The sequence below is a fragment of the Kribbella steppae genome (genome assembly GCF_004342025.1).
Classification (GTDB): Bacteria; Actinomycetota; Actinomycetes; order Propionibacteriales; family Kribbellaceae; genus Kribbella; species Kribbella steppae.
Genome location: NZ_SLWN01000011.1, coordinates 55,101 through 81,521, shown reverse-complemented (window position 1 = coordinate 81,521; position 26,421 = coordinate 55,101). Strand labels below are relative to the sequence as shown.

Annotated in this window: 27 protein-coding genes and 1 pseudogene; 16 read left to right on the top strand and 12 right to left on the bottom strand. The window is 68.5% G+C overall.

Features of this window, described 5'->3' with window-relative positions; genetic code table 11:
- Window positions 1-180 precede the first annotated feature (180 nt).
- The 3 genes from EV652_RS29575 to EV652_RS29565 all read right to left on the bottom strand — a co-directional run bounded on the left by EV652_RS29575 (window position 181) and on the right by EV652_RS29565 (window position 3,817).
- Window positions 181-1,758: a YifB family Mg chelatase-like AAA ATPase gene (locus EV652_RS29575; RefSeq protein WP_132212555.1), complete on the bottom strand. Its 1,578-nt coding sequence runs from the start codon at window positions 1,756-1,758 to the stop codon at window positions 181-183.
- Window positions 1,758-2,114, bottom strand: a complete 357-nt coding sequence (locus EV652_RS29570; protein ID WP_132212554.1) for a YraN family protein — start codon at window positions 2,112-2,114, stop codon at window positions 1,758-1,760. The genes EV652_RS29575 and EV652_RS29570 overlap by 1 nt, the downstream gene beginning before the upstream one ends.
- Window positions 2,115-2,206: 92 nt before the next feature.
- Window positions 2,207-3,817: an APC family permease gene (locus tag EV652_RS29565; RefSeq protein ID WP_132212553.1), complete on the bottom strand. Its 1,611-nt coding sequence runs from the start codon at window positions 3,815-3,817 to the stop codon at window positions 2,207-2,209.
- Between the two features lie 136 nt (window positions 3,818-3,953).
- Between EV652_RS29565 and EV652_RS29560 the strand changes: the two genes are divergently transcribed.
- Both EV652_RS29560 and EV652_RS29555 read left to right on the top strand, forming a co-directional pair.
- Complete coding sequence (locus EV652_RS29560; protein ID WP_132212552.1) at window positions 3,954-4,895, top strand: tyrosine recombinase XerC; 942 nt, start codon at window positions 3,954-3,956, stop codon at window positions 4,893-4,895.
- Window positions 4,896-5,024: 129 nt separating this feature from the next.
- On the top strand, window positions 5,025-5,504 hold the full coding sequence (locus EV652_RS29555) for an RrF2 family transcriptional regulator (RefSeq protein WP_132212551.1): 480 nt from the start codon (window positions 5,025-5,027) through the stop codon (window positions 5,502-5,504).
- Window positions 5,505-5,574: 70 nt separating this feature from the next.
- On the opposite strand, the gene EV652_RS29550 is transcribed toward EV652_RS29555, so the two are convergent.
- Window positions 5,575-6,144, bottom strand: coding sequence for a M23 family metallopeptidase (locus tag EV652_RS29550; RefSeq protein WP_242002085.1), 570 nt, complete (start codon window positions 6,142-6,144; stop codon window positions 5,575-5,577).
- Window positions 6,145-6,594: 450 nt separating this feature from the next.
- On the opposite strand from EV652_RS29550, the gene rpsB reads away from it, so the two are divergent.
- From rpsB to EV652_RS29520, 6 genes are all read left to right on the top strand, one after another.
- Window positions 6,595-7,611: a 30S ribosomal protein S2 gene (gene rpsB, locus EV652_RS29545; RefSeq protein WP_132212549.1), complete on the top strand. Its 1,017-nt coding sequence runs from the start codon at window positions 6,595-6,597 to the stop codon at window positions 7,609-7,611.
- Window positions 7,612-7,836: 225 nt separating this feature from the next.
- Entirely contained in the window at window positions 7,837-8,655 is an 819-nt protein-coding gene (gene tsf / locus EV652_RS29540) for a translation elongation factor Ts (RefSeq protein ID WP_132212548.1), read from the top strand.
- Between the two features lie 49 nt (window positions 8,656-8,704).
- Window positions 8,705-9,466: a UMP kinase gene (gene pyrH / locus EV652_RS29535; RefSeq protein ID WP_132212547.1), complete on the top strand. Its 762-nt coding sequence runs from the start codon at window positions 8,705-8,707 to the stop codon at window positions 9,464-9,466.
- 205 nt (window positions 9,467-9,671) lie between these two features.
- Window positions 9,672-10,226 carry a ribosome recycling factor gene (frr, locus tag EV652_RS29530; protein WP_199238482.1) on the top strand — a complete coding sequence of 185 codons (555 nt, stop codon included), beginning with the start codon at window positions 9,672-9,674 and terminating at the stop codon, window positions 10,224-10,226.
- Window positions 10,226-11,068: a phosphatidate cytidylyltransferase gene (locus EV652_RS29525; protein ID WP_132212545.1), complete on the top strand. Its 843-nt coding sequence runs from the start codon at window positions 10,226-10,228 to the stop codon at window positions 11,066-11,068. Before frr ends, EV652_RS29525 begins: the two co-directional genes overlap by 1 nt.
- A gap of 10 nt (window positions 11,069-11,078) precedes the next feature.
- Complete coding sequence (locus tag EV652_RS29520) at window positions 11,079-11,666, top strand: GNAT family N-acetyltransferase (RefSeq protein WP_132212544.1); 588 nt, start codon at window positions 11,079-11,081, stop codon at window positions 11,664-11,666.
- Here EV652_RS29520 and EV652_RS29515 read toward each other — a convergent pair.
- Window positions 11,659-12,666, bottom strand: a complete 1,008-nt coding sequence (locus EV652_RS29515; RefSeq protein WP_132212543.1) for an LLM class flavin-dependent oxidoreductase — start codon at window positions 12,664-12,666, stop codon at window positions 11,659-11,661. The two genes, EV652_RS29520 and EV652_RS29515, sit on opposite strands and share 8 nt — an antisense overlap.
- A 93-nt stretch (window positions 12,667-12,759) precedes the next feature.
- Between EV652_RS29515 and EV652_RS29510 the strand changes: the two genes are divergently transcribed.
- From EV652_RS29510 to EV652_RS29495, 4 genes are all read left to right on the top strand, one after another.
- Complete coding sequence (locus tag EV652_RS29510; RefSeq protein WP_199238464.1) at window positions 12,760-13,404, top strand: LLM class flavin-dependent oxidoreductase; 645 nt, start codon at window positions 12,760-12,762, stop codon at window positions 13,402-13,404.
- 98 nt (window positions 13,405-13,502) lie between these two features.
- Window positions 13,503-14,201, top strand: coding sequence for a C39 family peptidase (locus tag EV652_RS29505; protein WP_199238463.1), 699 nt, complete (start codon window positions 13,503-13,505; stop codon window positions 14,199-14,201).
- A gap of 113 nt (window positions 14,202-14,314) precedes the next feature.
- A complete protein-coding gene (gene rlmN / locus EV652_RS29500) occupies window positions 14,315-15,436 on the top strand; it encodes a dual-specificity RNA methyltransferase RlmN (RefSeq protein ID WP_132212542.1) in 1,122 nt (373 codons plus the stop codon).
- On the top strand, window positions 15,433-15,681 hold the full coding sequence (locus EV652_RS29495) for a DivIVA domain-containing protein (RefSeq protein ID WP_132212541.1): 249 nt from the start codon (window positions 15,433-15,435) through the stop codon (window positions 15,679-15,681). The genes rlmN and EV652_RS29495 overlap by 4 nt, the downstream gene beginning before the upstream one ends.
- 15 nt (window positions 15,682-15,696) lie before the next feature.
- Here the strand turns inward: EV652_RS29495 and EV652_RS29490 are convergent, their stop codons facing one another.
- Window positions 15,697-16,401, bottom strand: a complete 705-nt coding sequence (locus EV652_RS29490) for an alpha/beta fold hydrolase (protein WP_132212540.1) — start codon at window positions 16,399-16,401, stop codon at window positions 15,697-15,699.
- A gap of 50 nt (window positions 16,402-16,451) precedes the next feature.
- Between EV652_RS29490 and EV652_RS46240 the strand changes: the two are divergent.
- Window positions 16,452-16,568, top strand: a pseudogene (locus EV652_RS46240) (GNAT family N-acetyltransferase); the annotation flags it as partial.
- Here EV652_RS46240 and EV652_RS29485 read toward each other — a convergent pair.
- Window positions 16,561-17,655, bottom strand: a complete 1,095-nt coding sequence (locus tag EV652_RS29485) for an LOG family protein (RefSeq protein WP_132212539.1) — start codon at window positions 17,653-17,655, stop codon at window positions 16,561-16,563. The pseudogene EV652_RS46240 and the gene EV652_RS29485 sit on opposite strands and share 8 nt — an antisense overlap.
- Before the next feature lie 109 nt (window positions 17,656-17,764).
- Here EV652_RS29485 and EV652_RS29480 point away from each other — a divergent pair, with 109 nt between their 5' ends.
- Window positions 17,765-19,054, top strand: a complete 1,290-nt coding sequence (locus tag EV652_RS29480) for an aspartate aminotransferase family protein (protein ID WP_132212538.1) — start codon at window positions 17,765-17,767, stop codon at window positions 19,052-19,054.
- Window positions 19,055-19,172: 118 nt separating this feature from the next.
- Here EV652_RS29480 and EV652_RS29475 read toward each other — a convergent pair whose 3' ends face one another.
- From EV652_RS29475 to EV652_RS29455, 5 genes are all read right to left on the bottom strand, one after another.
- Window positions 19,173-20,042, bottom strand: a complete 870-nt coding sequence (locus tag EV652_RS29475; protein WP_132212537.1) for an amino acid ABC transporter permease — start codon at window positions 20,040-20,042, stop codon at window positions 19,173-19,175.
- A complete protein-coding gene (locus EV652_RS29470) occupies window positions 20,042-20,689 on the bottom strand; it encodes an amino acid ABC transporter permease (protein ID WP_132212536.1) in 648 nt (215 codons plus the stop codon). Before EV652_RS29470 ends, EV652_RS29475 begins: the two co-directional genes overlap by 1 nt.
- 94 nt (window positions 20,690-20,783) lie before the next feature.
- Entirely contained in the window at window positions 20,784-21,710 is a 927-nt protein-coding gene (locus EV652_RS29465; RefSeq protein WP_132212535.1) for a glutamate ABC transporter substrate-binding protein, read from the bottom strand.
- A gap of 47 nt (window positions 21,711-21,757) precedes the next feature.
- On the bottom strand, window positions 21,758-22,486 hold the full coding sequence (locus tag EV652_RS29460; RefSeq protein ID WP_206752099.1) for an amino acid ABC transporter ATP-binding protein: 729 nt from the start codon (window positions 22,484-22,486) through the stop codon (window positions 21,758-21,760).
- A 154-nt stretch (window positions 22,487-22,640) separates the two neighbouring features.
- Window positions 22,641-24,155, bottom strand: a complete 1,515-nt coding sequence (locus EV652_RS29455; protein WP_132212534.1) for an amidohydrolase family protein — start codon at window positions 24,153-24,155, stop codon at window positions 22,641-22,643.
- A 101-nt stretch (window positions 24,156-24,256) separates the two neighbouring features.
- Between EV652_RS29455 and miaB the strand changes: the two genes are divergently transcribed.
- Both miaB and EV652_RS29445 read left to right on the top strand, forming a co-directional pair.
- Window positions 24,257-25,729 (top strand): tRNA (N6-isopentenyl adenosine(37)-C2)-methylthiotransferase MiaB, encoded by a 1,473-nt coding sequence (gene miaB, locus EV652_RS29450; RefSeq protein ID WP_132212533.1) that lies wholly within the window; start codon window positions 24,257-24,259, stop codon window positions 25,727-25,729.
- On the top strand, window positions 25,726-26,418 hold the full coding sequence (locus tag EV652_RS29445) for a phosphotransferase (protein WP_132212532.1): 693 nt from the start codon (window positions 25,726-25,728) through the stop codon (window positions 26,416-26,418). Before miaB ends, EV652_RS29445 begins: the two co-directional genes overlap by 4 nt.
- Window positions 26,419-26,421 lie beyond the last annotated feature (3 nt).

Below are 26,421 nucleotides of genomic sequence, written 5' to 3'. Positions count from 1 at the left end.
CCCGAGCCAGCCGATCGCTGTCGTCCGCGCCGGAAACCGCCGCACCCGTCGATCCACCGGTGCCTCCGACCCCCGCTTCGTCTACCCGGGCTGAAGATTTCTGTGCGACCCCTCGCGGTGCTGCGCCACCAACTGGAGCAGTGTTGTCGACGAGGTCAGAGCTGAGAGCGCAGTTCGTGGTCATGCGGCGGTTCCTTTGATGGGGCGAGCGTCGGCGAGGTCAGTGAGAGGTTCGCCGGAGCGGAGTTGGAAGGCTTGATGGGTCAGCTCGACGGTGGGTCTGTCGAGGCCCTGGAGATCGGCCAGCGTCCAGGCCAGGCGGACGACGCGGTCGAAGCCGCGGGCGGTGATGCGACCGGCGGAGTACAGGTCCTCGAGCATCTTGTGGCTGGCGGCATCCAACGGAAAGTCGCGGCGCAGCACCGGGCCGGGGATCTCGCTGTTCAGGATCCAGCCGGTCTCCCGGTAGCGGTACGCCTGCCGGTCACGGGCCGCCTTCACCCGCTCGGCCACGACCTCCGTCGACTCGGGCTTCTCCCCGTCGGTGGTCGTGCGCGCGGCCGGAAGGATCTGGCGCTGGATGTCCAGCCGGTCCTTGATCGGCCCGCTGATCCGCTGCCGGTAGCGCGCGAGCACCTGCGGCGTACACGTGCAGATCCCGCGGTTGGTGCCGGACAGCCCGCAGGGACACGGATTCGCGGCGAGCACCAGCATGAACCGCGCCGGGAACTTCGCCACCGCTGCCGACCGGTGCACCTCGATGTACCCGGACTCCAGCGGCTGCCGCAACGTGTCCAACGTCAGCGGATGCATCTCCGGCGCCTCGTCGATGAAGAGGATCCCTCGATGCGCGCAACTGATCGCACCCGGCCGCGGCATCCCCGAACCACCGCCGACCAGACTCGACAGCGACGCGGTGTGGTGTGGCGCGATGAATGGCGGCCGGACGACCAGTTCGGCGTCGCTGGTCAGCAAGCCGGCCAGCGAATGCACCGCTGACACCTCGAGCGAATCGTCCGTACTCAGATCCGGCATCAACCCTGCGAGCCGCTCGGCCAGCATCGTCTTGCCCGACCCCGGCGGCCCGTGCAGGAGGAGATGATGACCACCGGCCGCGGCGGCCTCGATCGCTCGTCGCCCTTCGCGTTGACCGATCACGTCGTCCAGGTCCACCTCTGGCACCCGGGTCAGCGACTCGGACAACAGCCGCGGTTCGGCGCGTGGTGGTTCCTCGTCCGGAATCTCGGTCCCGCGCAACATCGCCAGCACCTGCCGCAACGATCGAACGCCGTACACCTCGATGCCGGGCACGAGCCGTGCCTCGCCGGCATTCAACTCGGGTACGACGATGCGCGCGAAGCCGGAGCGGGCCGCGGCCAGGGTCATCGCGAGCGCGCCGCGGACCTCGCGGACCCGGCCGTCGAGCCCGAGCTCGCCGATCATCGCGGAGTTCCGCATCGACTCGCTCTCGAGGACCCCGGCGGCCGTGAGGAGAGCGATGGCAATGGCGATGTCGTAGTGCGAACCCGTCTTGGGCAGCGTGGCCGGCGAGAGGCCGATGGTGACCTTGCGGTCGGGGAATCGCTCGCCGCTGTTCACTACAGCGGCGCGAACCCGGTCGCGTGCCTCGGACAATGACGCGTCCGGCAGGCCGATCAGGGTCGTCTTCGGCAGGCCTTGCGCGATGTCGGCCTCGACCTCGACCAGGTGTCCTTCGAGACCGACCAACGCCACGGACCATGTGTGTGCGAGAGGCATCAGGCTGCGCCTCTCACGTGGTCCACGCGCGGCGGTGTGTTGTGGTCGAAGAGGACGGCGACGAAATCGATCCGGATCGCGCCCGGCTTGACTTGGTGGGTCTGCAGCCAGCGGCCGGCCAGCTTCCGCAGCGTGGTCAGCTTCCGGTAGGTGATCGACTCCAACGGGCTGCCGTAGTTGAGCCCGCGGCGGGTCTTCACCTCACAGACGACAAGGGCGTCGCCGTCCCGCGCGACGATGTCGATCTCGCCCAGCTCGCAGCGCCAGTTGCGCTCGAGGATGACGAAACCTTCGGTCGTGAGATACCTCGCGGCGAGATCTTCGCCGTACCGCCCGACTGCGTTCTTGGTCCGCATCGATGACCACCTCCGGCTAAGAACATGCCGGGATCAGGTACCGATTTCGGGCGCGACTTGTCGGGCTGTGGACAACCCCCAAGCGGGTTGCGTCAGCTACGCATGTGTTTACCGCGGGTCGGCTTCTGCGGCGGTGTGCGAACCGCGCGCAGCTCGCTCTCCGGCCGGACCGCCTGCAGTCCGCCCGTCCCCGGGTCGGTGTCGCCGATGTCGAAGTCCCAGCTGTCCTCGTTCGCCAGCCGGCTGTGCCAGCGCCCGTACAACCCGTAGATCAGCAGCCCGACGACCATCCAGATACCGAACTTGGTCCAGGTGCTCGTCTTCAGGTTGAGCATCAGCCACAGCGTCGCGCCCAGTGACAGCAGCGGGATCAGCGGCACCATCGGCACCCGGAACCCGCGCTCCAGGTCCGGCTCCGACCGGCGCAGTGTGAGTACGCCGATCGCACAGAAGGCGAAGCAGAACAGCGCACCGATGACCAGCAGCTCTTCCAGCTCGAGCACCTTCGGGTACAGCGTCAGAGCCAGTGCGGCGGCTCCGGCAGCGGTGGCCGCACGCGCGGGGGAGGAGTACACCCGGCTGACTCGGCCGAGGCTCTTCGGTAGCAGGCCGTCACGACCCATGTTGAACAGCACGCGGCTCTGTGCGATGAGCACGACCACGATCACCGTCATCAGCGCGAGCAAGGCACCTAGATTGACCACCTTCGCGGCCCAGCCGACCCCGACCGCTGCGAGCGCTTCCGACACCGGTGCGCTGCCGCCCAGTTCGCCGTACGGGCGCATGCCGACCAGCACGACGGCCATCGCGATGTAGAGGATCGTGACGGCGCCGACGCCGAGCAGCATGCCCTGCGGGACCGTCTTGCGCGGGCTGCGGGCGTCCTCCGACGCGGTCGCGATCAAGTCGAAGCCGATGTAGGCGAAGACGATCGAGCTGGCCGCCGTGAAGATGCCCATTATGCCGAACGAGCCGAACGACGAGTCGAGGATCCAGCCGAGCAAGGTCGGACTGGCGGTCGCGGGCGCGGCCCTGGCCATCGGCACGAACGGCTGGTAGTTGGCCGTGTCGATGTGCATCGCACCGACGACCACGACCAGCAGGATCACCGCGACCTTCGCGATCACCACGACGGTCAGAACCCGGGCCGACAGCTTAGTGCCGGTGACGATCATCGCGGTCAGGATCAGCAGCAGCAGCGGCGCGACCAGGTTGACCTTGGCGTCGGGCCCGAAGAACTGCGCGACATTGGCGGGCAGCGTCACCCCGAATCCGTCCAGGGTGGCCAGGAAGTACGCCGACCAGACACGCGCGACGATCGCGGCGGCGGTGACCAGTTCCAGCACCAGCGCCCACCCGACCAGCCAGGCCCACATCTCGCCGAAGGTCACATAGCTGAAGGTGTAGGCACTACCCGAGACCGGGATCGTGGACGAGAGCTCGGCGTAACAGGCCGCGGCCAGCACACAGACGATCGCCGCGATGACGAACGACAGGATCACGGCCGGACCGGCGACCTTGGCCGCCTGGTTACCGCTGATGCTGAAGATGCCGGACCCGATCATCACGCCCAGGCCGAGTACAACCAGGTCGCGACGACCGAACAAGCGCGGCAGACGGTGCCGCGCGTCCTCGACTCGAGTGAACGCCGACTCGACCGGCAGGCGCCGGCCTACGGTCTGTCCGTTCGCTGAGGGGGCCATGGTCAGGGGTGCCTCCGTTGCTACTAGGGCAATCGGGCCGAACAGTAGTCGACCGTCGGGCTATCGACCAGCCCTCCTCTCCTCGACCTCCGCGCGGTGGCTTGCGATGCCGGGTCCGCTCCCGCATGGTCGAGGCATGGCGCCGGACGATGTCGGTACGACCCCTTCCTGCCCGGAAGGTTTCACAGTGTTACTGGCCGACTACGAACGGCATCTGACGGCGGAAAGGGACCTCAGCAGACATTCGGTCAGAGCGTACCTTGGAGATGTCGCGGATTTACTCGAACATTTGATTCGGCTTGGTCACGATGATCTCGAGGGCCTGGACATCCGCGGTCTGCGCTCGTGGCTGGCCAAGCAGCAGAGCCTCGGGAAGTCGCGCAGCACGATGTCGCGCCGGGCGACCGCCGCGCGTGTCTTCACCGCGTGGGCACAGCGGACCGGGCGGATCACCACGGATCCCGGCGCACTGCTGGCGAGTCCTCGGCCGCACAAGACCCTGCCCGGCGTACTGGGCCAGGCAGATACGCGGGCAGTGCTGGATGCGGCGGCCGTTGCGGCCGACGACGGCAGTCCGCTCGGGCTACGCGATCTGGCCATCATGGAGCTGCTCTACGCGACCGGCATCCGTGTCGGCGAACTCTGCGCACTCGACATCGACGACATCGACCCGTCGCGGCGGGTGGTCCGCGTGTTCGGCAAGGGCCGGAAGGAACGCTCGGTCCCTTACGGCGTGCCGGCCTCCGACGCGCTTCGCCGCTGGCTGGACGAGGCGCGGCCACAGCTGGTCCGGTCGGGGAGTGGTCCGGCGGTGTTCCTCGGAGCTCGCGGCGGCCGGATCGATCAGCGAGCGGTACGGCGCCTTGTGCACGAGCGGATCGGGGTCGTCGACGCGCCGGACCTGTCGCCGCACGGGCTACGCCACACGGCCGCAACCCACCTGCTGGAAGGCGGCGCCGACCTCCGCAGTGTCCAGGAACTCCTCGGTCACGCGTCGCTGGCGACGACGCAGATCTACACCCACATCTCCACCGAACGGCTGCGTCGGGCCTACGAACAGGCGCATCCGCGAGCCTGACCCCCGCTATCCGGGCTGGGCTGGGTGGGTGAGGCGGCAGGGATCGCAGCTGTCCGCCGCCCGCTCGAGGTGAGTGTCGGTGGGGTGGGATGCGGCGCGGTGGTGGGGGAATGCGGCAGACTGCGGGGCATGCGGGTTTCGGCGAAGTCTGACTATGCGTTGCGGGCGCTGATCGAGATCACTCAGCGCTGGGTGGCCAACGACCCCTCGGTGGTGTCGGCCGAGGAGCTCAGTCGCGCGCAGGGGATTCCGCACGGCTTCCTGCAGGGGATCCTGGCTGACCTCCGGCGTGCGGGCGTGCTGGCGAGCCAGCGCGGACAGTCCGGCGGGTGGAAGCTGGCGGTCGACCCGAACGAGGTCTCCGTCGCCGACGTGATGCGCGCGGTCGACGGCCCGATCGTGAGCATCTCCGGCGTACGGCCTGAGAGCGTCGCGTACAACGAGCGGGCTGTTGTGCTGCAGCGTGTCTGGATCGCCGCCCGCGCAAGCCTGCGGGACGTGCTCGAGCACACCACCCTCATCGACCTCGCCAAGGGCAAGCTCCCGGCCGGCGTCGAACGCCGCTCCCGCGACGAAGACGCCTGGCAGGCCCGCGTCCCCGGCAGCTGACAACAGCCGACCTGTGGCAACCACCTGCGGTCCCTGCTGATGCCGGCGACTACTCGTGCAGCCCAGCTGCCTAGTGCCGTCTGACCAGGAGCCCGGCCGCCAGGGTCAGCGCTGCCGTGGTGGCGACGACAGCCGTGGCTGTTCGTTCGCCGCTCGAAGGAGGCGTCGCGTCGGCGACGGCGCGCGGTTGAGGTAGGCCGGCCCTACCCGGTGGGTCCGCGCCCGGCGGCGCTGCATCTGGTTGGTCGGCGCTGGGTTCGGTGTCTGGGGTTTGAGTGAGGGGGAGTAGGCGGACTGGGCGGTTGGGGAGCAGGGTGAGGGGGTTGAGGTAGTGCTTGCCTTGGATGAGGCCCCAGTGGAGGCAGGTTGCGGGGGCGCAGTGGGAGCCGGCGGCTGAGAGGTGGCCGAGGACAGTTCCTGGGGTGACCACGGTGCCGACGGTCGATGAGGGGACGACCGGCTCGTAGGTGGTGCGGCGTGGGCCGGTGGATACGACGACGACACCTCGGCCCGCGAGTTGGCCGGCGTACGTGATCGTGCCGGCGGTTGCGGCGAGGACAGGTTGGCCGGGTGAGCCGGCCAGGTCGACGCCTCGGTGGCCAGGAAGCCAGGGCTTGGCCGGGAGGTCGAAGCCGCGCACGACTTGAGGTCGTGGTTGTAGGGGCCAGGTGGCCGCCTGCGGCCGGGCAGGCGGAGGTGGGCTCGCCGCTGCGGGCGCGGCGGTTGCGAGTGGGAGGACGGGGATGGTTGTCAGGGGGAGGGTGATGAGGAGAAATCGGAGTGGGCTCATGTCTGGAAGATGCCGTGAGATGGGGCGGTCACGGACGGTGAGTTCGGGGGCTGTGGACAACCGGGTCCCGGTTCGCTTCGACCTGGGGTGGTCCCGTACACTTCCGGTGGCGTCCCATGCGAGTGGGACGACTTCGCACGCCCGCATACCTGTGCGTTCCCCTCGGTCCCGGCCTACGCCGGGATGGGTGCGCACACCGGGCGTCAGGCGCGGCGGACCACCCGGTTCGGCGCGGGACAACCGAGACAGCGCCGATCGGACCGGGGAGCCCGGCCACGGCGCGACAGGAGGAAACACCTCATGGCCGTCGTGACCATGAAGCAGCTGCTCGAGAGCGGCGTGCACTTCGGGCACCAGACCCGTCGCTGGAACCCGAAGATGAAGCGCTACATCCTCACCGAGCGCAATGGCATCTACATCATCGACCTGCAGCAGTCGCTGTCGTACATCGACCGCGCCTACGAGTTCGTCCGGAGCACCGTTGCCTCCGGCGGCGCGATCCTGTTCGTCGGCACCAAGAAGCAGGCCCAGGAAGCGATCGCCGAGCAGGCGACCCGGGTCGGCATGCCCTACGTGAACCAGCGCTGGCTGGGCGGCATGCTCACCAACTTCCAGACCGTGAACAAGCGGCTCCAGCGGCTCAAGGAGCTCGAGCTCATCGACTTCGACGACGTGGCCGCCTCCGGCGTCACGAAGAAGGAGTTGCTGCAGAAGCGGCGCGAGCACGACAAGCTGCTGAAGACCCTCGGCGGTATCCGCGACATGGCCCGGGTTCCGGCCGCCGTGTGGATCGTGGACACCAAGAAGGAGCACCTCGCGGTCGACGAGGCGCGCAAGCTGAAGCTGCCGATCATCGGCATCCTGGACACCAACTGCGACCCGGACGAAGTCGACTTCCCGATCCCGGGCAACGACGACGCGATCCGCTCGGTCGGCCTGCTGACCCGCGTGGTCGCCGACGCTGTCGCCGACGGTCTGATGTCGCGTGGTGGCCAGGGCGCTGCCGCGGCCGGCGAGGAGCTGGGCGCCGAGGAGCCGATGGCTGCCTGGGAGCGGGAGCTGCTGGAGAGCCAGAACGGCACCACCGAGGCGAAGGCCACCGAGGCGAAGGCCGCTGAGGCCCCCGCCGCGGAGGCCACCGAGGTCAAGGCCGAGGAGACCCCGGCCGCTGAGGCCCCGAAGGTCGACGAGGCTCCGAAGGCTGAAGAGGCGAAGGCCGAAGAGGCTCCGAAGGTTGACGAGGCGAAGGCCGAAGAGGCTCCGAAGGTTGACGAGGCTCCGAAGGCTGAAGAGGCCCCGAAGGCCGACGAGGCCTGACAGCCCTGAGTGCCGCCCGGCTCACGCCGGGCGGCACCACCCAAGGCCCAACCACCGGGCCGCAAGCACCGGGCCCAGAAGCACGAGGCCCGGAGCACCAGGCCCACAGCATGCACTGGGCCCCCAAGCATCAGGCCGAGTGGGCACCGCGGACTGCCGCGGAAGCGCCCGCCGAAACCTGCAGGCCGCCCATCCAGCCGCACCGACAAGACGAGAGAACGAGGAATGGCGAACTACACCGCCGCTGACGTGAAGAAGCTCCGCGACGCCACCGGCGCGGGCATGATGGACGCGAAGAAGGCGCTCGAGGCGACCGACGGCGACTTCGACAAGGCGATCGAGGAGCTGCGCATCAAGGGCGCGGCCAAGGCCGCCAAGCGTGGCGCCGAGCGCTCCGCCACCAACGGCCTGGTGGCCGCGGCGGAGAACGCGCTGGTCCAGCTCAACTGCGAGACCGACTTCGTCGCCAAGAACGAGCAGTTCCAGCAGCTGGCCGCCGACATCGTCGCGCACGCCGCCGCGAGCAAGGTGGGCGACGTCGAGGGTCTGCTGAGCGAGAAGCTGGCCGACGGCAAGAGCGTCGCCGAGAACATCGAGGCCCTGGCCGCCGTCATCGGCGAGAAGCTCGAGCTCGGCAAGGTGGCCGTGTTCGACGGCAAGGTCGCCGCGTACATGCACAAGCGTGCCGCGGACCTGCCGGCGCAGGTCGGCGTACTGGTCGAGTTCGAGGGCGACAACGTGGAGGCCGCCCGTGGCGCCGCCATGCAGGCCGCCGCGATGCGCCCGCTGTACACCACCCGCGACGAGATCCCGGCCGAGACGGTCGAGAACGAGCAGCGGATCGCCGAGGCGACCGCCCGCGAGGAGGGCAAGCCGGAGCAGGCGCTGCCGAAGATCGTCGAGGGCCGGGTGAACGGCTTCTTCAAGGAGGTCGTGCTGCTCGAGCAGCCGTCGGTCCAGGAGAGCAAGAAGACCGTGAAGGCCGTGCTCGACGAGGCCGGCGTGACCGTGAAGCGGTTCGCCCGCTTCGAGGTCGGCGCCTGACCCCAGCAGGGACTGACAGCACAGCATCATCGACGAGGAGGCCGGAATCGTGACGGAAACCCTGGGTACCGAGACGAGTCCGGCCTCTTCGCCGCATCTCCCGGCCTATCACCGGGTGCTGCTCAAGCTGTCGGGTGAGGTGTTCGGCGGCGGCAAGCTCGGCGTCGACCCCGATGTGGTGAACTCGATCGCCAAGCAGATCGCCGACGTGGCCCGGTCCGGTGTCCAGGTCGCCGTGGTGGTCGGCGGCGGCAACTTCTTCCGCGGCGCCGAGCTGCAGCAGCGCGGGATGGAGCGCAACCGGGCCGACTACATGGGCATGCTCGGCACCGTGATGAACTGCCTGGCGCTGCAGGACTTCCTGGAGAAGATCGGCATCGAGACCCGGGTGCAGACCGCGATCACGATGGGCCAGGTTGCCGAGCCGTACATCCCGCGCAAGGCCGAGCGGCATCTGGAGAAGGGCCGCGTGGTGATCTTCGGCGCCGGCTCCGGCATGCCGTACTTCTCCACCGACACGGTCGCCGCGCAGCGGGCCCTGGAGATCGGCGCCGAGGCGCTGCTGATGGGCAAGCAGGGTGTGGACGGGGTGTACGACTCCGATCCGAAGAAGAACCCGGACGCGGTGAAGTTCGACCAGCTCTCGTACGACGACTTCCTGGCCCGTGGGCTGCGGGTGGCCGACGCCACCGCGATCAGCCTCGCCCGGGACAACGCGCTGCCGATCGTCATCTTCGGCCTCGAGGAGGGCAACATCGCCCGGGTCGTGCACGGCGAGAAGATCGGCACGGTCGTCTCCCCGGGGCAGTAGCCCAGGTACTGCGACACGCCCGGGTGACCGGGGTGGGTCGTCGTACCCGAGGACCGGGATCGGCCCGGCCGGGAACAAGCACTAGGATCGTTCGACACGGGCGGTGACGTCCGTGGTCTGGTAGACCTGCGTTCGTAGGGTTCCTGTGTTCGCAGGTTTGGAGCGGCCGCGCCGAGGCGGCCCTGAGGAAGCGAGGAATGTCGTGATCGACGAAGCTCTCCGCGAAGCCGAGCAGAAAATGGCGAAGGCCGTGGAGGTCGCGAAGGACGACTTCGCCGCGATCCGCACCGGCCGGGCCCACCCGCAGATGTTCGCGAGCCTGCTGGCCGACTACTACGGCAGCCCGACGCCGCTGCAGCAGCTGGCCGGTTTCCAGGTGCCCGAGCCCCGGACCGTGCTGATCTCGCCGTACGACAAGGGCGCGATGGCGGCGATCGAGAAGGCGATCCGCGACTCGGACCTGGGCGTCAACCCGGGCAACGACGGCGCGGTGATCCGGGTGGTGATGCCGCAGCTGACCGAGGAGCGGCGCAAGGAGTACATCAAGGTCGCCAAGACCAAGGCCGAGGAGGCCAAGGTCTCCATGCGCAACATCCGCCGGCACGCCATGGACCAGGTGCACAAGACCGTCAAGGACGGCGACGCGGGCGAGGACGAGGGCAAGAGTGCTGAGAAGCGGCTCGACGGGTTGACGAAGAAGTACGTCGACTCGATCGACGAGCTGCTCAAGCACAAGGAAGCCGAACTGCTCGAGGTGTGATGGGCGTCGAGAGTACGCCCGCGCCGAGCCCCAGCCCGAGCCGCGCCGGCCGCAACCTGCCGGCGGCCATCGCGGTCGGTGTCGGCCTCGGCGCGCTGATCATCGGGTCGCTGTTCTGGCAGAAGGTCCTGTTCACGGTCCTGGTGCTGGCGACCGTGCTGGTCGCCGTCGACGAGATGATCAAGGCGCTCCGCACGGGCGGCGCGGTCATTCCGCGGATTCCGATGTTCGCCGGTACGACGGCGATGCTGATGGCGGCGTACTTCGGTGGGCCGATGGCGCTGCTGGTCGCGCTCGCGATCACGGTGCTGGCGACGATCTTCTGGCGGATGCCGGGCGGTTCGGTCGGCTTCGTCCGCGATGCCAGTGCCGGAGTGTTCCTGATCGGGTACGTACCGCTGCTGGCCGGGTTCGCGATCCTGCTGGTCCAGCCGGAGGTGGACGGTCCGCAGCGGGTGGTGACGTTCTTCCTGGTCGTGGTCGCCAGCGACGTCGGCGGTTACGCGGCCGGTGTGCTGTTCGGCAAGCATCCGATGGCGCCGACGATCAGCCCGAAGAAGTCCTGGGAGGGCTTCGCCGGCTCGACGCTGGCCTGTATCGGTGCCGGCATCGGCTCTGTCGTCTGGCTCCTCGACGGGAACTGGTGGGCCGGTGCGATCGTCGGCGCGGTCGCCGTCGTCACCGCGACCGTGGGCGATCTCGGCGAGTCGATGATCAAGCGGGACCTCGGCATCAAGGACATGTCCAACCTGCTGCCGGGTCACGGCGGCGTGATGGACCGGCTGGACTCCTTGCTGGCCACGGCTCCGGCCGTCTGGCTGCTGCTGCACGTACTCGTCTGATGAGGACCTGATGACTGTTGCTCCCGACGGTCGGCCGCTGGTCGGCGACGTCGTCCGGCTGGACCGTCTCGTTGCCGCCGACATCGAACCGCTGTACGACGCGATCGCGAACGAGCAGGTGTACGCGTCCGGGTTCGGCGGCGGCATCGCCGGCCTGCCCGCCGACGCGGCGGAGATGGCCGGGCAGTGGATCGAGTCATCCGCCAAGCGAGTGGCGTACGTCGTCCGACTGGTTGCCGACGGCACCGTCGTCGGTACAACGAGCCTCGGAGACGTGGACCTTGGCAACGAGTCGGTGCACCTGGGCTGGACCGGCTATGCGCCGTCGGTGTGGGGGACCGCGGTCAACCCGGAGTGCAAGTTCCTGCTGCTGCAGCACGCCTTCGAGGACTGTGGCTTCGGCCGGGTGAAGATCCAGACCGGTACGGCGAACACCCGGTCCCAGGCAGCGATCGCGAAGCTGGGTGCGACGCGAGAGGGCGTACTGCGCCGGCACAAGCGGCTCGCGGACGGCTCGTTCCGCGACACCGTGGTGTTCTCGATCCTGGCCGATGAGTGGCCGGAGGTCCGCAAGCGGCTCGAGGACCGCCTCAGCTGACGGTGCTGCGGGTGCCGGCCAGTTCGGCGAGAGCGGCGTACGAGGCGAGTAGGTCCGAGCGGTCGTAGGTGCTTGTCGTGAGCAACACTTCGTCAGCCGCGGTACGGCGTACCAGACCGCCCAGTGCGGCGTCGACCTCCTCCGGAGTGCCGTAGATCTGGCCGCGGAGGGACTGCTCGAAGAACCCGTGCTCCTTCTCGGTCATGTCCCGTTGCTGTACCGGCTCCAGCGGTGGGAACACCCCACGGGTGCGCGAGTAGGCGCTGGACCAAGCCTCAGGCAGTAGTAGCCGTCGCGCCGCTTCAGTGGTTGCTGCAACCGCAGCACTCGTTGCCAGTACGACGTAAGGCCTCGGAGCCCACGTGGACGGCTGGAACTCGGTGCGGTAGCGGTCCAGCAACTGCAGCAGGTCTGACTCGGCTTTGACGCCGGCGATGACCAGGGGGAGGCCTAGCGAGGCTGCAAGGAGTGCGCCTTCTCCTACGGCGAGGATGAAGGGTGGGACGCGCAGGCCTTCGCCGGGGCGGGCGTGGACCTGTGGGTGGCTCTGCTGCGTGCCGTCGAAGTACCCGAGCAGCTCCCGGACCTGTACGGCGAAGTCCTCGGCCGCATCCTTCTCGACGCCAAGTGCTCGGCGGATGCCGTTGGTGAAGCCCACCGAGCGGCCCAGACCCATGTCGATGCGGCCAGGGAAGAGTGACTCGAGTACGCCGAACTGCTCAGCCACCACGAGTGGGCGGTGGTTCGGCAGCATCACACCGCCCGTGCCGACGCGGATCCGGCTGGTGCTGGCCGCAACAGCCGCCGCCAGCACAGTCGGCGCCGAGCCGACCACACCGGGGACACTGTGGTGCTCAGACACCCAGAAACGCTTGTAGCCAAGCTCTTCCACCTGCTGGGCCAACGCGACGGTCTGCCGCAGGGTCTCCGCCTCCGACTCACCAACTCGAGTCCTCGAGCGGTCGAGCACAGACAACGGAACACCAGTCAGTGCGGACATGCCTCGTTCAACTACCGCATTCGCAGCGCCATTCCCAAGGTCAGTAGAGGAGCTTGCGGAGATCTTCGCGGAAGCCGCATCCGCCCGCCGGCTGTGCTCGGCAAGATCGCCAGCACGCTCGACATCATCTCCGGCGGTCGGCTCGTCATGGGACTCGGTGCCGGCGGCACCCATCAGCCGCCCGGCGCCGGCGGCATCCCCGGCGATAACCCGGCCGTTGCGGAGTACGCGTCGTACGGGCTGACTCTGGTCCCGCCGCGTGAAGGTGTCGACCGGCTGCGCGAGACCATCGAGATCCTGCGCGGCATGTGGACCCAGGACGTCTTCGACTACCGCGGCCGCTACTACACCCTCGAAGCGAACCGGAACGAGCCGAAGCCGATCCAACGCCCCGGCCCCCCACTTCTGATCGGTGGCTGGGGCAACCGGATGATGCGCCTGATCGCGGAGCACGCCGACAGCTGGAACATCAGCGGCCCACCCCACAACGACTTCGAATTCCTCGAAGATCGGGTACGGCGCTTGGACGCGGAGTGCGCCCGGATCGGCCGGGACCCGGGTGAGATCGGCCGCTCACTCCAGCAGATCGTCTCGTACGACGACCCGGCCGCCACCCGGTCCGTCGTACGCCGGGCTGTCGCGCTGGGCTTCGACCACATCGTCCTGTCGCTGCCACGCCCGTACCCGGATCACGCCGCCCGCTGGCTCCGCGACGAGATCATCCACCCTTCGATCTGAGTGGAAAGGGTTGGTGAGTTTTTCACCAAACTCCAGCGGCGGGCGGAAACTGGGTACGGATGACCACGCCCGGTTATCCAGTGAGTCCGAGGAGTGACATGAGGATCCAGGAGCGCACGACGACGAGACTCAGGGCCGCTGTCAGCGGTCTCGCCCTGATCGCCGCGGCCATGGTGCCGCTGGCATCCACCCCCAGTGCCGCAGCAGCGGTCGAGGCGCCGAGCGCCGTACAGGCTCAGGCCGCGGCTGCCGCCAAGCCGGTGCCGACGCCCGGCGACTCGGCGCAGGGCGTGCGGACGCTGAACATCGACTTCCAGTACCAGCAGACCGGTTACTGGTGCGGGCCGGCGGCGACGCGGATCGCGTTGTCGGCACGGATCTCGCCGCCGAGCCAGCAGCAGTTGGCCAACGAGCTGCCCACCGACGAGAACGGCACCGACTGGATCGGGCAGGTGACCCGGGTGCTCAACAACCACCTCGGCACCGGCTGGTACGAGACCAAGGAGATGCCGAACGACCCGCCCACCCAGGCCCAGCGCGATCTGCTCTGGCGGGACGTCGTCCTCGACATCGACAACAACTACGCGATCGTCGCCAACATCGTCGCCCCGGCCAGCAACCACCCGCCGGGCTACCCGAACTACACGATCTGGCACTACTTCACCGTGATCGGCTACGACACCAGCGACATGACCGTCCTGATCGCCGACCCGGCCGGCTTCGCCCCGACCGCGACGTACTGGCTCACGTTCAACCAGCTCGCCACCCTGATCCCGCCGAAGGGCTACTCGGCCTGACCGGATCGCCCGTGCTCACCGGCCCGCCCTCCGGTGAGCACGGCTGTGATCCTGGGCACGTGGTGGATGTGAATTTGTGAAGGACGAAGGCGGCGGGCGACAATGGGTCGGTTATGACTACCTCCCTTCCGCTTGTTTTCGATGAGCCGCGCCGTGCCAAGAAGCCGCCGCGGCACCTGGCCGACCTGTCCGGGGAGGAGCGGCGTACGGCGGTCGCCGCGCTGGGAGAGCCCGCGTTCCGGGCCAAGCAGCTGTCGAACCACTACTTCTCCCGGCTGGTCTCCGACCCGGCCGAGATGACCGATCTGCCGGCCGCCACCCGGGACAAACTGGTCGCGGAGCTGATGCCGCCGCTGCTGACCCGGGTGCGCGACCTGGAATGCGACAAGGGGCAGACCCGCAAGACGCTGTGGAAGCTGCTCGACGGCTCGCTGGTCGAGTCCGTCCTGATGCGGTACACGGACCGCACCACGATGTGTGTCTCCTCGCAGGCCGGCTGCGGAATGGCGTGCCCGTTCTGCGCGACCGGCCAGGCCGGGTTGACCCGCAACATGACCACGGCGGAGATCGTCGAGCAGGTCGTCGACGGTGCTCGCGCACTGTCCCGCGGCGAGATCGCGGGCGGTCCCGGCCGGGTCAACAACATCGTGTTCATGGGCATGGGCGAGCCGATGGCGAACTACAAGGCCGTGATCGGCGCCGTACGGCGGTTCACGGACCCGTCGCCGGAGGGCCTCGGCATCTCCGCCCGCGGTGTCACCGTGTCGACCGTCGGCCTGGTGCCGCGGATCAACCAGCTCGCCACCGAAGGCATCCCGGTCACGCTCGCGCTGTCGCTGCACGCGCCGGACGACGAGCTGCGCGACGAACTCGTGCCGATCAACAACCGCTGGAAGGTCGACGAGGTGCTCGACGCGGCCTGGGGCTACGCGCAGCAGACCAAGCGCCGGGTCTCGATCGAGTACGCGATGATCCGCGACATCAACGACCACGCCTGGCGCGCGGACCTGCTGGCCGAGAAGCTGGCGGCGCGCGGCGACTGGGGCTGGGTGCACGTCAACCTGATCCCGCTCAACCCGACACCCGGCTCCAAGTGGACCGCGTCGGACCCGGCCGACGAGCGCGAGTTCGTCCGTCGCCTGCAGGCCGGCGGCATCCCGACCACTGTCCGCGACACGCGCGGTCAGGAGATCGACGGCGCCTGCGGTCAGCTCGCCGCGGCCAACAACGCATGACGGTGCCGGAGGCGCCCGCGCGGTTCACGCGGGTTCGCTGGCGCCAGGGGTACGACGTCGCCGAGGTGGACCAGTTCGTCCGGCGGCTGCTCGCGACCCTCGACGGGCATCCGGTGGACAGCCCGGTGACATCCGATGAGGTCAGGAACGTGGCGTTCCGCAGTTCCCGCTTCCGCGGGGGCTACGACGTGGGCGAGGTCGACCGCTTCCTGGACCTGGCCATCGGCTGGCTCAACGGCCGCTGAGTCGGGCAACCTGCATCAGGCAAGTCCGGTGAAGATCTTCGCCAGCGCGGCTGGCTGCGAGAACATCGGCCAATGGCCGGTCGGCTGCTCGACCAGCTCCCAGTTGGGTGACTTGAGCTGCGCGGCGACGTCGCGCGAGGGCTCGGCCCCGTCCATCAGGCACTTGATGTAGGTGGTTGGCAGCTCCCCGATCGGGCGAACCAGGTGGGCCGGCTCCGAGATGGCTCGCCCAGGGTGCGGCGTACTGCGGCTGACGATCGCGGCGATCGCCTCGTCCGACAGGTCCTGGTCCACGTAGTCATCGGCAGCGAGCGGTGGCCAGAAACCACCTGACTCCGCCAGTTGCCCTTCGACCCAGGCGCGCCCCTCGGCCGACCACCCGTCGATGAACGACTTCCCGTCGGTCGGGATGTTCGAGTCGACGTACACCACTCGCCGCAGCCGGTCGCCGATCCGCGCCGCCGCCTGACCGACCGGGATCCCGGAGTAGCTGTGCCCGGCGAGTACGACGTCGCGCAGATCGTTGCCCTCGACCACCGACACGATGTCGTCGACATGCTGCTGCTGACCGACCTGCGCCGAGTCCGAGCCGTGCCGCTCCGCGAGGCCGCTCAGCGTCACGGCGTACACCTCATGCCCCTCGGCCCGCAGCACCTCGGCCACCTCGTCCCACGCCCACGCACCCAGCCAAGCCCCTGGAACCAACACAAAATCCACCATGCCGTGCACCGTAAAGCACCCCACCGACAAACTGGGCCCATGCCGGCCGGCTCGGCATCGACCGGGTCACGCTGGAGACCGGAGCTGCCAATACTCCAGCGCGCGAGTTCTACCGCAGCCTCGGCTTCGAGGAGGAGGACGTTCGGCTCACCAGAGTCCTCAGCTGACCAGCGCGGCGGCTTCCTCGATCGTGTCGACGAGGTGGATGGAGGTTGCCATTGCCCGCTCTGAGGCCAGGGACTGGAGGAGTGGCCAGACTGGGAGCTTGACGGTCCAGTGGTGGATGTCTACCAGGATCAGGGGGACCTGGGTGGCCTGGTCGCCGTAGTAGTTGGGGGTGACGGCCTGGAAGATCTCCTGGACCGTGCCGGCCGCGCCGGGGAGGTAGAGGATGCCGCCGCGTGCGCGTCTCAGCAGGACGTCCTCTCGCTGGGCGTTGGAGAAGTACTTCGCGATCGACGACGCGAACACGTTCGGCGGCTCGTGACCGTAGAACCACGTTGGGATCGACACTCCACCATCGCCGGGGAACTCACGCCGTACGCCGAGACCCGCAGCCGCCCACGCTGCCACGGAGGGACAGAACGAAGGTACGGCGGCCAGCGTGGAAAGAGCCGTGTCGACGACGGAATCGTCGTACCCGGACAGCGACGAACCCAGGTTGGCTGCCTCCATCGCGCCCGGACCGCCGCCGGTGACGACGGTGTGCCCGGCCCGGGCGAGGGTGCGACCGAGGAGCACTGCGGAGCGGTACGCCGTACTGCCGCGAGCGATCCCGTGTCCGCCCATCACGCCGATCCATGGCTGGCCGTCGGGGAGCTCGGTGAGGGCGTCGGCGATGGCGTGGTCGTGCAGGGCCGCGGCGAGGGTGCGGCTGGTGTCGCCCTTCTCGTCGTGCTGGCGGGACCAGGCGTAGATCTGCGCGTCCGGGGTGGCGTCGTACCCGTTCTCGAGGCCGGCGTAGAGCTCCTCGGCGTCGTAGAGCGTGCCGCGGTAGGCGTCGAACGGGAGCGACGGGATGGCCGGGAAGACGAGCCCGCCGCCATCGCGGATCCAGGCCTCGGCCTTCTCCTCCAGGGCGCAGCCGAGGAACAGGGAGCCTCTCGGGTCCAGGCCGAGGAGTTCCGCCGTCCGGCCGGACAGGTCGACCGATTGCACCCGCCAGCCCTCCATCGAGGCGGCCCCGGCGGCCACGATCCGGTCGAAATGGGCCAGCGACTCGATGTCGACGTGCGGGATGCTCGGCAGTGTCACGAGCAGCACCCTAACGGGCCGGAACGCACCCGGAACCGAACCGGCATTCTTCCGGCATTTCATCGGCCTCGGCTATGAGGAGGCGGTCCGATGAGGTAATCCTTGGGGCATGACACATGCGGAGCTCTGGGAGCGTCACAAGGCCGTCATGCCGGACTGGCTCGCGTTGTACTACGAGGAGCCGATCGAGATCGTCAAGGGATCCGGACGCCGGGTCACCGACGGCGAGGGCAACACCTACCTCGACTTTTTCGCCGGCATCCTGACCAACGCGATCGGCTACGACATCGCGGAGATCTCCGACGCGGTGCGCGAGCAACTGGCCACCGGTATCGCGCACACCTCGACGGTGTACCTGATCCGCAAGCAGATCGAGCTGGCCGAGCAGATCGCGGAGCTGTCCGGCATCCCGGACGCCAAAGTGTTCTTCGCCAACTCCGGCACCGAGGCGAACGAGGCGGCGATGATGCTCGCCACCCAGAACCGCCGCTCCAACCAGGTGCTGGCGATGCGCAACTCGTACCACGGCCGCGGTTTCGGCACGGTCGCGATCACGGGTAACCGCGGCTGGTCCGCGAGCAGCCTGTCACCGGTGAACGTGCAGTACGTCCAGGGTGCGTACCGGTACCGCAGCCCGTTCCGCGACCTGCCCGACGCCGACTACATCAAGGTCTGTGTCGACGACCTCCGCAACGTCATCGACACCACCACCGCGGGCGATGTCGCCTGCCTGATCGTCGAGCCGATCCAGGGCGTCGGCGGGTTCTCCTCACCGCCGGACGGCCTGTACGGCGCCTTCAAGGAGGTCCTCGACGAGTACGGGATCCTCCTCATCGCCGACGAGGTACAGACCGGCTGGGGCCGGACCGGTGAGCACTTCTGGGGGATCCAGGCGCATGATTTGGTGCCGGACGCGATGACGTTCGCCAAGGGTCTGGGCAACGGGTTCGCGATCGGCGGCGTGGTCGCGAAGCCGGCCTTGATGGACAGCCTGAGCGCGAACTCGCTGTCCACCTTCGGCGGCAACCCGATCTCCACCAGCGCGGCGAAGGCGACCATCGACTACCTGCTCGACCACGACCTGCAGGCGAACGCGGCCAAGCGCGGCGCCCAGTTGGCCGACGGGCTGCGCGGGATCTCCGAGGAGTTCCCCGAGCTCGGCGACGTCCGCGGCAAGGGCCTGATGCTGGCCGCCGAGATCGTCAAACCCGATGACAACAGCCCCGACGCAGCCACCACCGCCAAACTCCAGCAGGAGACCAAGAACCGCGGCCTGCTGGTCGGCAAGGGCGGCCTCTACGGCAACGTCCTCCGGATGGCCCCACCCATGACTCTGACCGAGGCCGAGACCACCGAAGCCCTGGAGATCATCCGAGACTCCTTCAACACGCTGCGCTGACCTCTGAAGCGCTCAGTCGACCGCGGCGGTGCTACCGGAGGGCTACCAGGCGACTACCAGACGCGCTCAGACAAGCGAAAGGCCCCGATCACCGGGATCGGGGCCTTTGGCACCTGATTTACAGCGGAGCTTCCACCGAAGTGGCCGCTTCGGCGGCCGACGGAGGCGGTGCGCCGGTGATCTTGCGGCGGCGGCGGGAGCGGCCCTCGAGGTAGCGGGCCAGCATCGACAGCAGCGAGCAGAGGCCGATGTAGATCACCGCGATGACGATGTACGTCGGAATGTACGGGAAGCCGTACTGGAGCCGGCCGCCCATCTGCTTGCCGACGTACAGCAGCTCGGCGTAGGTGATGATGAAGCCGAGGGCGGTGTCCTTCAGCAGGACGACGAGCTGGCTGACGATGGCCGGCAGCATCGAAGTGATGGCCTGCGGCAACAGGATCAGCCGGACCACCTGGTTCTTCCGCAGCCCGGTCGCGTACGCCGCCTCACGCTGACCCTTCGGTACGGCGGCGATACCGGCCCGGAAGATCTCCGCCAGCACGGAGCCGTTGTACAACGTCAACCCGAACACGACCGCCCAGAACGGGCCGATACCGAGCTGGAACTGCAGGTTGCCGTAGTAGAAGAAGAACATCAGGATCAGCAGCGGGATGGCCCGGAACAGTTCGACGACGAACGTCGCCGGCCCCCGGAACCACCAGTGGTCGCTGATCCGGGCCGCCGCGAACACGGCACCGAACAGGAGTGCGAGCACCGTGGCCAGGCCGGCCGCCTTGAGCGTGTTGAGCAGACCGTTCCACAGTTCCTGCTGGATCGAGGAGTAGGTGAACTGGATCCAGCGGCGTTCGGCGAACTGTCCGCTCTCGTTCAGCCGGTAGATCACCCAGCCGATGACGGCCAGCACGGCGACGATGACGATCAGGTTGAGGATCCGGTTGCGCGCCTTCGCCCGCGGGCCGGGTACGTCGTACAGGACCGCACTCATCAGGCCACCGCCATCCGTCGCTCGGCCCACCGCTGCAGGAAGACCAGGGGAATGATCAGGATCAGGAAGCCGACGGTGATCCAGACGAGCGTGGCCATCTGGTTCTGACCGCGTTCGGCCATCACGGCAGGGATCGCACCGGCCTCCGCGACGGAGAACCCGGCCGCGATCGTGGTGTTCTTCAGCAACGCGATCATCACGCTGGTCAACGGCGGCACGATCGCCCGGAAGGCCTGCGGGAGGACGACGATGCCCAGCACCTGCATGAACGTCATGCCGACCGAGCGGGCGGCCTCGGCCTGGCCGGGCGAGATGGTGTTGATACCGGATCGGACGATCTCGCAGACGAACGCCGACGTGTAGACCGTCAGCGCGATCACCGCGGACCAGAAGAACGTGGGCAGGGAGATCTGCATCTTCGGGGCGCCGAAGACGAGGAACGCGAACACCAGCGTCAGCGGAGTGTTCCGCAGGATGTTCACGTAGCCGGTGCCGATGGCGCGCAAGGCCGGCACCGGGGAGACCCGGAACCCGGCCAGCAGGGTGCCGAACACCAGGCTCAGCACCGCGGCGATCAGGAACAGCCTGACCGTGGTCCAGAAACCGTCGACGAACAGTTCCCAGTTGTCGGTGAGGACCGAGAGCATCGCGACCTTCCAGAATCAAGTGGAGCGCAATCCCCAGAATCAGCGGCGCGCGGGCCGGCCGCGACGCCCCTCAGGACGCCGCGGCCGCGGTGGATCAGTACTTCTCGAGCGGCGGCGGCGTCGAGTCCGAACCCGACTTGCCGAGCGTCTCGTCGTAGATCGCCTTCCAGGTGCCGTCGGTGGCCGACGTCTCCAGGATGGTGTTCACCTTGTCCCGCAGGGCCTTGTCGGCCAGCGGCAGGCCGATGCCGTACTTCTCGGTGCTGAACGGCTTGCCGACCACCCGCAGCTCGTCGGGTGCGGTCGCCGCGTAGCCCTTGAGGATCGCGTCGTCGGTGGTGACGGTGTCGACCTTGCTGTCCAGCAGTTGCGAGACGCACTCGGAGTAGGTCTTGAACTCGGAGATGTTGCTCGCCTCGGTGAGCTGCTCGTCCTTGACCCGCTGAATCGGGGTCGAGCCGGTCGCGGAGCAGACCTTCTTGCCCTTCAGTGCGGTCTTGCCACCGTCCATCGAGGTGTCGGACTTGCGGACCAGCAGGTCCTGGCCGGCGATGAAGTACGGGCCGGCGAAGCCGACCTGGGTCTTGCGCTTGTCGGTGATCGAGTAGGTGCCGACGTAGTAGTCGATCTCACCACCGGCCAGCGCGGTCTCCCGGTTCGCCGACGGGATCTCCTTGTACTCGATCTTCTCCGGGTCGAAGCCCAGGTTGGCCGCGACCATCCGGGCGACCTCGATGTCGAAGCCGCAGCGCTTGCCGTCGGCATCCTTGTAGCCGAGGTTCGGCTGGTCGGCCTTGACGCCGACGACCGGGTTCCCGCGGGTCTTGATCTTGGTGTAGGTCGCGCTGCCGGCCACGTCGGCCGCGGCCGCGGTGTCGAACTTGTGCAGGTCGCCGCAGGCGTCGGAGGCCGCGTTGCCGCCGCCACCACCGCCGGCATCGGGCTCGTCGGATCCGCAAGCGGCGACGGTGAGCGCGAGCGCCGCGACGCCGAGGCTGGCGACGAGGTTGCGCATTCTCATGATCTGGTTCCCCTTCGTGTGGTTGCTGGTACGGCAGCGGGCGGACGTCAGTGCTTCAGGATCTTGCCGAGGAAGTCCTGGGCACGTCGTGAGGTGGGGTTGGTGAAGAAGATCTCCGGAGTGGCCTCCTCGACGATCTCGCCATCGGCCATGAACACCACCCGGTTCGCGGCGGTGCGCGCGAAGCCCATCTCGTGCGTGACCACGACCATCGTCATGCCCTGCTTGGCCAGGTCGATCATCACCTCGAGGACCTCCTGGATCATCTCCGGGTCGAGCGCCGAGGTGGGCTCGTCGAAGAGGATGACCTTCGGATCCATCGCCAGCGCCCGCGCGATCGCGACGCGCTGTTGCTGGCCACCGGACAGCTGAGCCGGGTACTTCGAGGCCTGGTTGGCCACCCCCACCCGCTCCAGCAGTTCCATCGCCCGCTGCTCGGCCGCCTTCGGGTCCGTCTTGCGGACCTTGCACGGGCCGAGCGTGACGTTCTGCAGGATCGTCTTGTGCGCGAACAGGTTGAACGACTGGAACACCATGCCGACATCTGCCCGCAGCTTTGCCAGGGCCTTGCCCTCGCTCGGCAGCGGCTGTCCGTCCAGCATGATGGTGCCTTCGTCGATCGGTTCCAGCCGGTTGATCGCGCGGCAGAGCGTCGACTTGCCGGACCCGGACGGGCCGATCACCACGACGACCTCGCCCTTGGCGATGGACAGGTTGATGTCCTTCAGGACGTGCAGGTCACCGAAATGTTTGTTGACGCCGGTCAGGGCCACCAGACCGGTTGTCGTCAAGGTGCCGGAATCGCTCATGGCCAGAACCTAGCGGAGCCTTGGGTTCCGTCGCAGCGCTGGTCGGTTCCACGGTGGTAACGATCTGCAATATAGCTGAGCAGGCTGTGACCACCCGGTCACAGCCTGCTCGAAGTGTCGCTCAGCAGCACCCACTCGCGGCGATCGTGGCCGCGGTCGGAGGCTCCTTCACCGCCGCCTCCACCTCGGCGAGCATCCGCTGCCGCGCCGTCGGGGAGATCACCCGGCCGCGGGTGATCACGCTATGGATCCGGCGAGTGTTGCGGATGTCGGTCAACGGGTCCGCATCCAGGACGACGAGATCCGCGATCTTGCGGGGTTCGACCGAGCCCAGATCCGCCCGTAGCCCGAGGAACCGGGCCGGCTCGACGGTGGCGGCGTACAGGGCCTGGCGCGGGGTCGCACCGGCGTCGACGAGGTGCTCGAGTTCGTCGTGCAGGGCGAAGCCGGGGACGGAGTACGGCGTACCGGTGTCGGTGCCGGCCAGGATCGGGACGTCGTGCGCGAACAGCTCGCCGACGAATCGTTGCCGCCACGCCCACATCTGGCGCTGGCGGGCGATCTCCTCGGCCGGGCGGTTGGCCTTGTAGAGGGTGTTGAGGGCGTAGTCGTAGGCGAAGACAGCGTCCTCGCTCAGGTACTTCGCCAACGCGGGATCGAGGGCTGCGTGGTCGGGCTGGTCGAGCACGGTGTGCATGGTGAGCGTCGGTGTGACCCGGGTGCGGTTGCGTCGCAGCGTGCCGAACACGTCCGCGGCGCGGGCCCGGCTGAAGGTGTGCGCCGCGATCCACTCGATCGGGTGCAGCTGCCGGAACCAGGAGTTGTAGTCGCCCGACGTCACGGTGATGTCGAGGAGCATCCGCCGTACCTCGGCCTCCCGGGTGGAGACGGCGAGACCGAGCGAGTGGATGTGCTCGATGCTGCGCTGCCCGGCGTTGCTGACCTGCTTCGAGGTGAGCTGGTCGGGCCCGTGGCCGTGCACGGTCACGCCGTTCCTGCGGGCCTCGTCGAGGATGGCGGCGTACGACGTGGGGCTCAGGCGTGAGTAGACCTTGACGAAGTCGGCGCCTTCGGCCTTGACCCGGCGTACGGCGGCCCGCGCGGACGGCTCGTCGTCGACCACGATCACCTGGATCAGGTTCTGGTCCCACAGGGTGGGGTCGCCGTCGATGATGTTGCTCGCGACGACCATCCGCGGCCCGAGTAGGGTGCCGGCCTCGATCCGGTCGCGCCAGTCGTACAGCGCCGGGTTGTTGCCGGCCATCTCGCGGACCGTGGTGATCCCGTTCGCGAGGTACAGCGGGGGAGAGACCCGCTCGTCTCCGAGGCTGTGGACGTGCATGTCGGAGAGACCGGGGATGACGAACTTCCCGGCCAGGTCGAGTTCGACGGCCCCGCGCGGGACCGGGAGGTGGCGGCCGACGCCGATGATCCGGTCGCCGCTGATCAGGACGGTCTGGTGGCGGTCCCGGCGGCCGGTCGCGACGTCGATGACGGTGACCTTGGTGAGCGCGGTGAGGGGTGTCGCACCGACGGCCGCGAGCGGCCTGACCAGGCCGGTGCTGACGGAGCCCCCGGCGATGACAGCGGCACCGGCGGCGGTACGGGCGAGGAACTGACGACGAGAACTGTTCATGCCCTTCACTATTCTCGTCGCGCCGCCGCGGGTCAGGGGGTGCAGGCCGCGCATCCCAGGTAGGGGAATGTCTACCGCGGCACGTACTCTAGGTGGCTGTCATGCGTACTTATGAGGTCCGCACCTACGGGTGCCAGATGAACGTCCACGACTCCGAGCGGCTGCGCGGGCTGCTGGAGGACGCGGGCTATGTCCGCGCGCCCGAGGGCGACCAGGCCGACGTGGTCGTCTTCAACACCTGCGCGGTCCGGGAGAACGCCGACAACAAGCTGTACGGCAACCTCGGCCACCTGGCGCCGGTGAAGGCCAAGAACCCCGGGATGCAGATCGCCGTCGGCGGCTGCCTGGCGCAGAAGGACAAGGCCAGCATCACCAAGAAGGCGCCCTGGGTGGACGTCGTCTTCGGGACCCACAACATCGGTTCGCTGCCGGTGCTGCTGGAGCGGGCCAGGGTGCAGAAGGAGTCGCAGGTCGAGATCCTCGAGTCGCTCGAGGTGTTCCCGTCCACGCTGCCGACCCGGCGCGAGTCGCCGTACTCGGCCTGGGTGTCGATCAGCGTCGGCTGCAACAACACCTGCACGTTCTGCATCGTCCCGGCGCTGCGCGGCCGCGAGAAGGACCGTCGGCCGGGCGACGTACTGGCCGAGGTCGAGGCACTGGTCGCCGAGGGCGTGCTCGAGGTGACCCTGCTCGGTCAGAACGTGAACTCGTACGGCGTCGAATTCGGCGACCGCTACGCCTTCGGCAAACTGCTCCGCGCCTGCGGCACGATCGACGGACTCGAGCGGGTCCGGTTCACCTCGCCGCACCCGCGGGACTTCACCGCGGACGTGATCGAGGCGATGGCCGAGACGCCGAACGTGATGCCCTCGCTGCACATGCCGCTGCAGTCCGGCTCAGACCGGATCTTGAAGTCGATGCGCCGGTCCTACCGCCGAGACCGCTACCTCAAGATCATCGAGGACGTCCGTACGGCGATGCCGGACGCGGCGATCACCACCGACATCATCGTCGGCTTCCCGGGGGAGACCGAGGAGGACTTCCAGGGCACGCTCGACGTGGTCCGGCAGGCGCGCTTCGCGGGTGCGTTCACCTTCCAGTACTCCAAGCGCCCGGGCACGCCGGCGGAGTCGATGGAGGAGCAGGTCCCGCGCCACGTCGTACAGGATCGGTACGAGCGGTTGGTCGCGTTGCAGGACGAGATGGCCTGGGAGGAGAACAAGAAGATCGTCGGGCGGTCGCTCGAGGTGCTCGTGGCCGAGGGGGAGGGGCGCAAGGACGCCGCCACCCACCGGCTGAGCGGGCGGGCTCGCGACAACCGGCTGGTCCACTTCGCCCTTCCCGAGGGGGTCGAGGCGCCGCGACCGGGTGACCTGGCAACGGTCGAGGTCACCTACGGCGCCCCGCACCACCTGGTCGCGGATGTCTTCGGGTCGGTACGGCGTACGCGCGCCGGCGACGCGTGGGAAGCGGCGCAGGGCCAACCGGCGTCGACGCCCGGCGTGATGCTCGGCATGCCCACCATCGGCGCCCAACCGCTCGAGCCGGCAGTCGGCGGCTGCCAGGTCGGGTGACCGACCGGCCGGCCGCTGAGCGCGCGCCTCTCCTTCCCCCTGACGCGCAGCCGTTCGCGGCGGGGCGGGATGCGGATGTTTACGCGCTCGACGACTCCTGGGTGCTGCGGCGCTACCGCAACGGGCACCCGGTGCGCGACGAGGCCGACTTCATGCGTCACGTCGCGAAGTTCGACTATCCCGTGCCGGCGGTGCGCGAGGTTTCCGGCCCGGACATGGTCATCCAGCGACTCGACGGGCCGACGCTCGGGGACGCCGCCATGGCCGGTGACCTCAACGCGACCGAGGTCGGCGAGATCCACGCCGATCTGCACCGCCGCCTGCAGGCGATCCCCGCGCCCAGCGGTACGCCGGGCCAGGTCGTCGTCCACGGCGATCTGCACCCGCTCAACGTGATCGCGACCGCCGACGGACCGGTCGTCATCGACTGGCGCAACGCCGAGGAAGGCACGCCGGAGTTCGACATCGCGATGACCGCGATCATCTTCGCCCAGGTCGCGCTCGACCCGTCGTTCGAAGCCCTGACTCCGCTTCTGCGCGAAGCCCTCGGTGCCTACCTCGCCAACTCCATCGACCCCACGCCGGGTCTCGCCGACGCCCTCGCCGTACGCGGGCGCAACGTCACCCTCACCCCCGAGGAGCTGGCCCTCCTGCCGGCGCAGGAAGACCTGATCCGCTCGTATCTCTGACGG

Coding starts and splice junctions, on each gene's coding strand:
- EV652_RS29575 (WP_132212555.1), bottom strand. CDS start 1,758: ATGCCTCTCGCACACACATGGTCCGTGGCGTTGGTCGGTCTCGAAGGA.
- EV652_RS29570 (WP_132212554.1), bottom strand. CDS start 2,114: ATGCGGACCAAGAACGCAGTCGGGCGGTACGGCGAAGATCTCGCCGCG.
- EV652_RS29565 (WP_132212553.1), bottom strand. CDS start 3,817: ATGGCCCCCTCAGCGAACGGACAGACCGTAGGCCGGCGCCTGCCGGTC.
- EV652_RS29560 (WP_132212552.1), top strand. CDS start 3,954: ATGGCGCCGGACGATGTCGGTACGACCCCTTCCTGCCCGGAAGGTTTC.
- EV652_RS29555 (WP_132212551.1), top strand. CDS start 5,025: ATGCGGGTTTCGGCGAAGTCTGACTATGCGTTGCGGGCGCTGATCGAG.
- rpsB (WP_132212549.1), top strand. CDS start 6,595: ATGGCCGTCGTGACCATGAAGCAGCTGCTCGAGAGCGGCGTGCACTTC.
- tsf (WP_132212548.1), top strand. CDS start 7,837: ATGGCGAACTACACCGCCGCTGACGTGAAGAAGCTCCGCGACGCCACC.
- EV652_RS29525 (WP_132212545.1), top strand. CDS start 10,226: ATGGGCGTCGAGAGTACGCCCGCGCCGAGCCCCAGCCCGAGCCGCGCC.
- EV652_RS29520 (WP_132212544.1), top strand. CDS start 11,079: ATGACTGTTGCTCCCGACGGTCGGCCGCTGGTCGGCGACGTCGTCCGG.
- EV652_RS29515 (WP_132212543.1), bottom strand. CDS start 12,666: ATGTCCGCACTGACTGGTGTTCCGTTGTCTGTGCTCGACCGCTCGAGG.
- EV652_RS29505 (WP_199238463.1), top strand. CDS start 13,503: ATGAGGATCCAGGAGCGCACGACGACGAGACTCAGGGCCGCTGTCAGC.
- rlmN (WP_132212542.1), top strand. CDS start 14,315: ATGACTACCTCCCTTCCGCTTGTTTTCGATGAGCCGCGCCGTGCCAAG.
- EV652_RS29495 (WP_132212541.1), top strand. CDS start 15,433: ATGACGGTGCCGGAGGCGCCCGCGCGGTTCACGCGGGTTCGCTGGCGC.
- EV652_RS29490 (WP_132212540.1), bottom strand. CDS start 16,401: ATGGTGGATTTTGTGTTGGTTCCAGGGGCTTGGCTGGGTGCGTGGGCG.
- EV652_RS29480 (WP_132212538.1), top strand. CDS start 17,765: ATGACACATGCGGAGCTCTGGGAGCGTCACAAGGCCGTCATGCCGGAC.
- EV652_RS29475 (WP_132212537.1), bottom strand. CDS start 20,042: ATGAGTGCGGTCCTGTACGACGTACCCGGCCCGCGGGCGAAGGCGCGC.
- EV652_RS29470 (WP_132212536.1), bottom strand. CDS start 20,689: ATGCTCTCGGTCCTCACCGACAACTGGGAACTGTTCGTCGACGGTTTC.
- EV652_RS29465 (WP_132212535.1), bottom strand. CDS start 21,710: ATGAGAATGCGCAACCTCGTCGCCAGCCTCGGCGTCGCGGCGCTCGCG.
- EV652_RS29455 (WP_132212534.1), bottom strand. CDS start 24,155: ATGAACAGTTCTCGTCGTCAGTTCCTCGCCCGTACCGCCGCCGGTGCC.
- miaB (WP_132212533.1), top strand. CDS start 24,257: ATGCGTACTTATGAGGTCCGCACCTACGGGTGCCAGATGAACGTCCAC.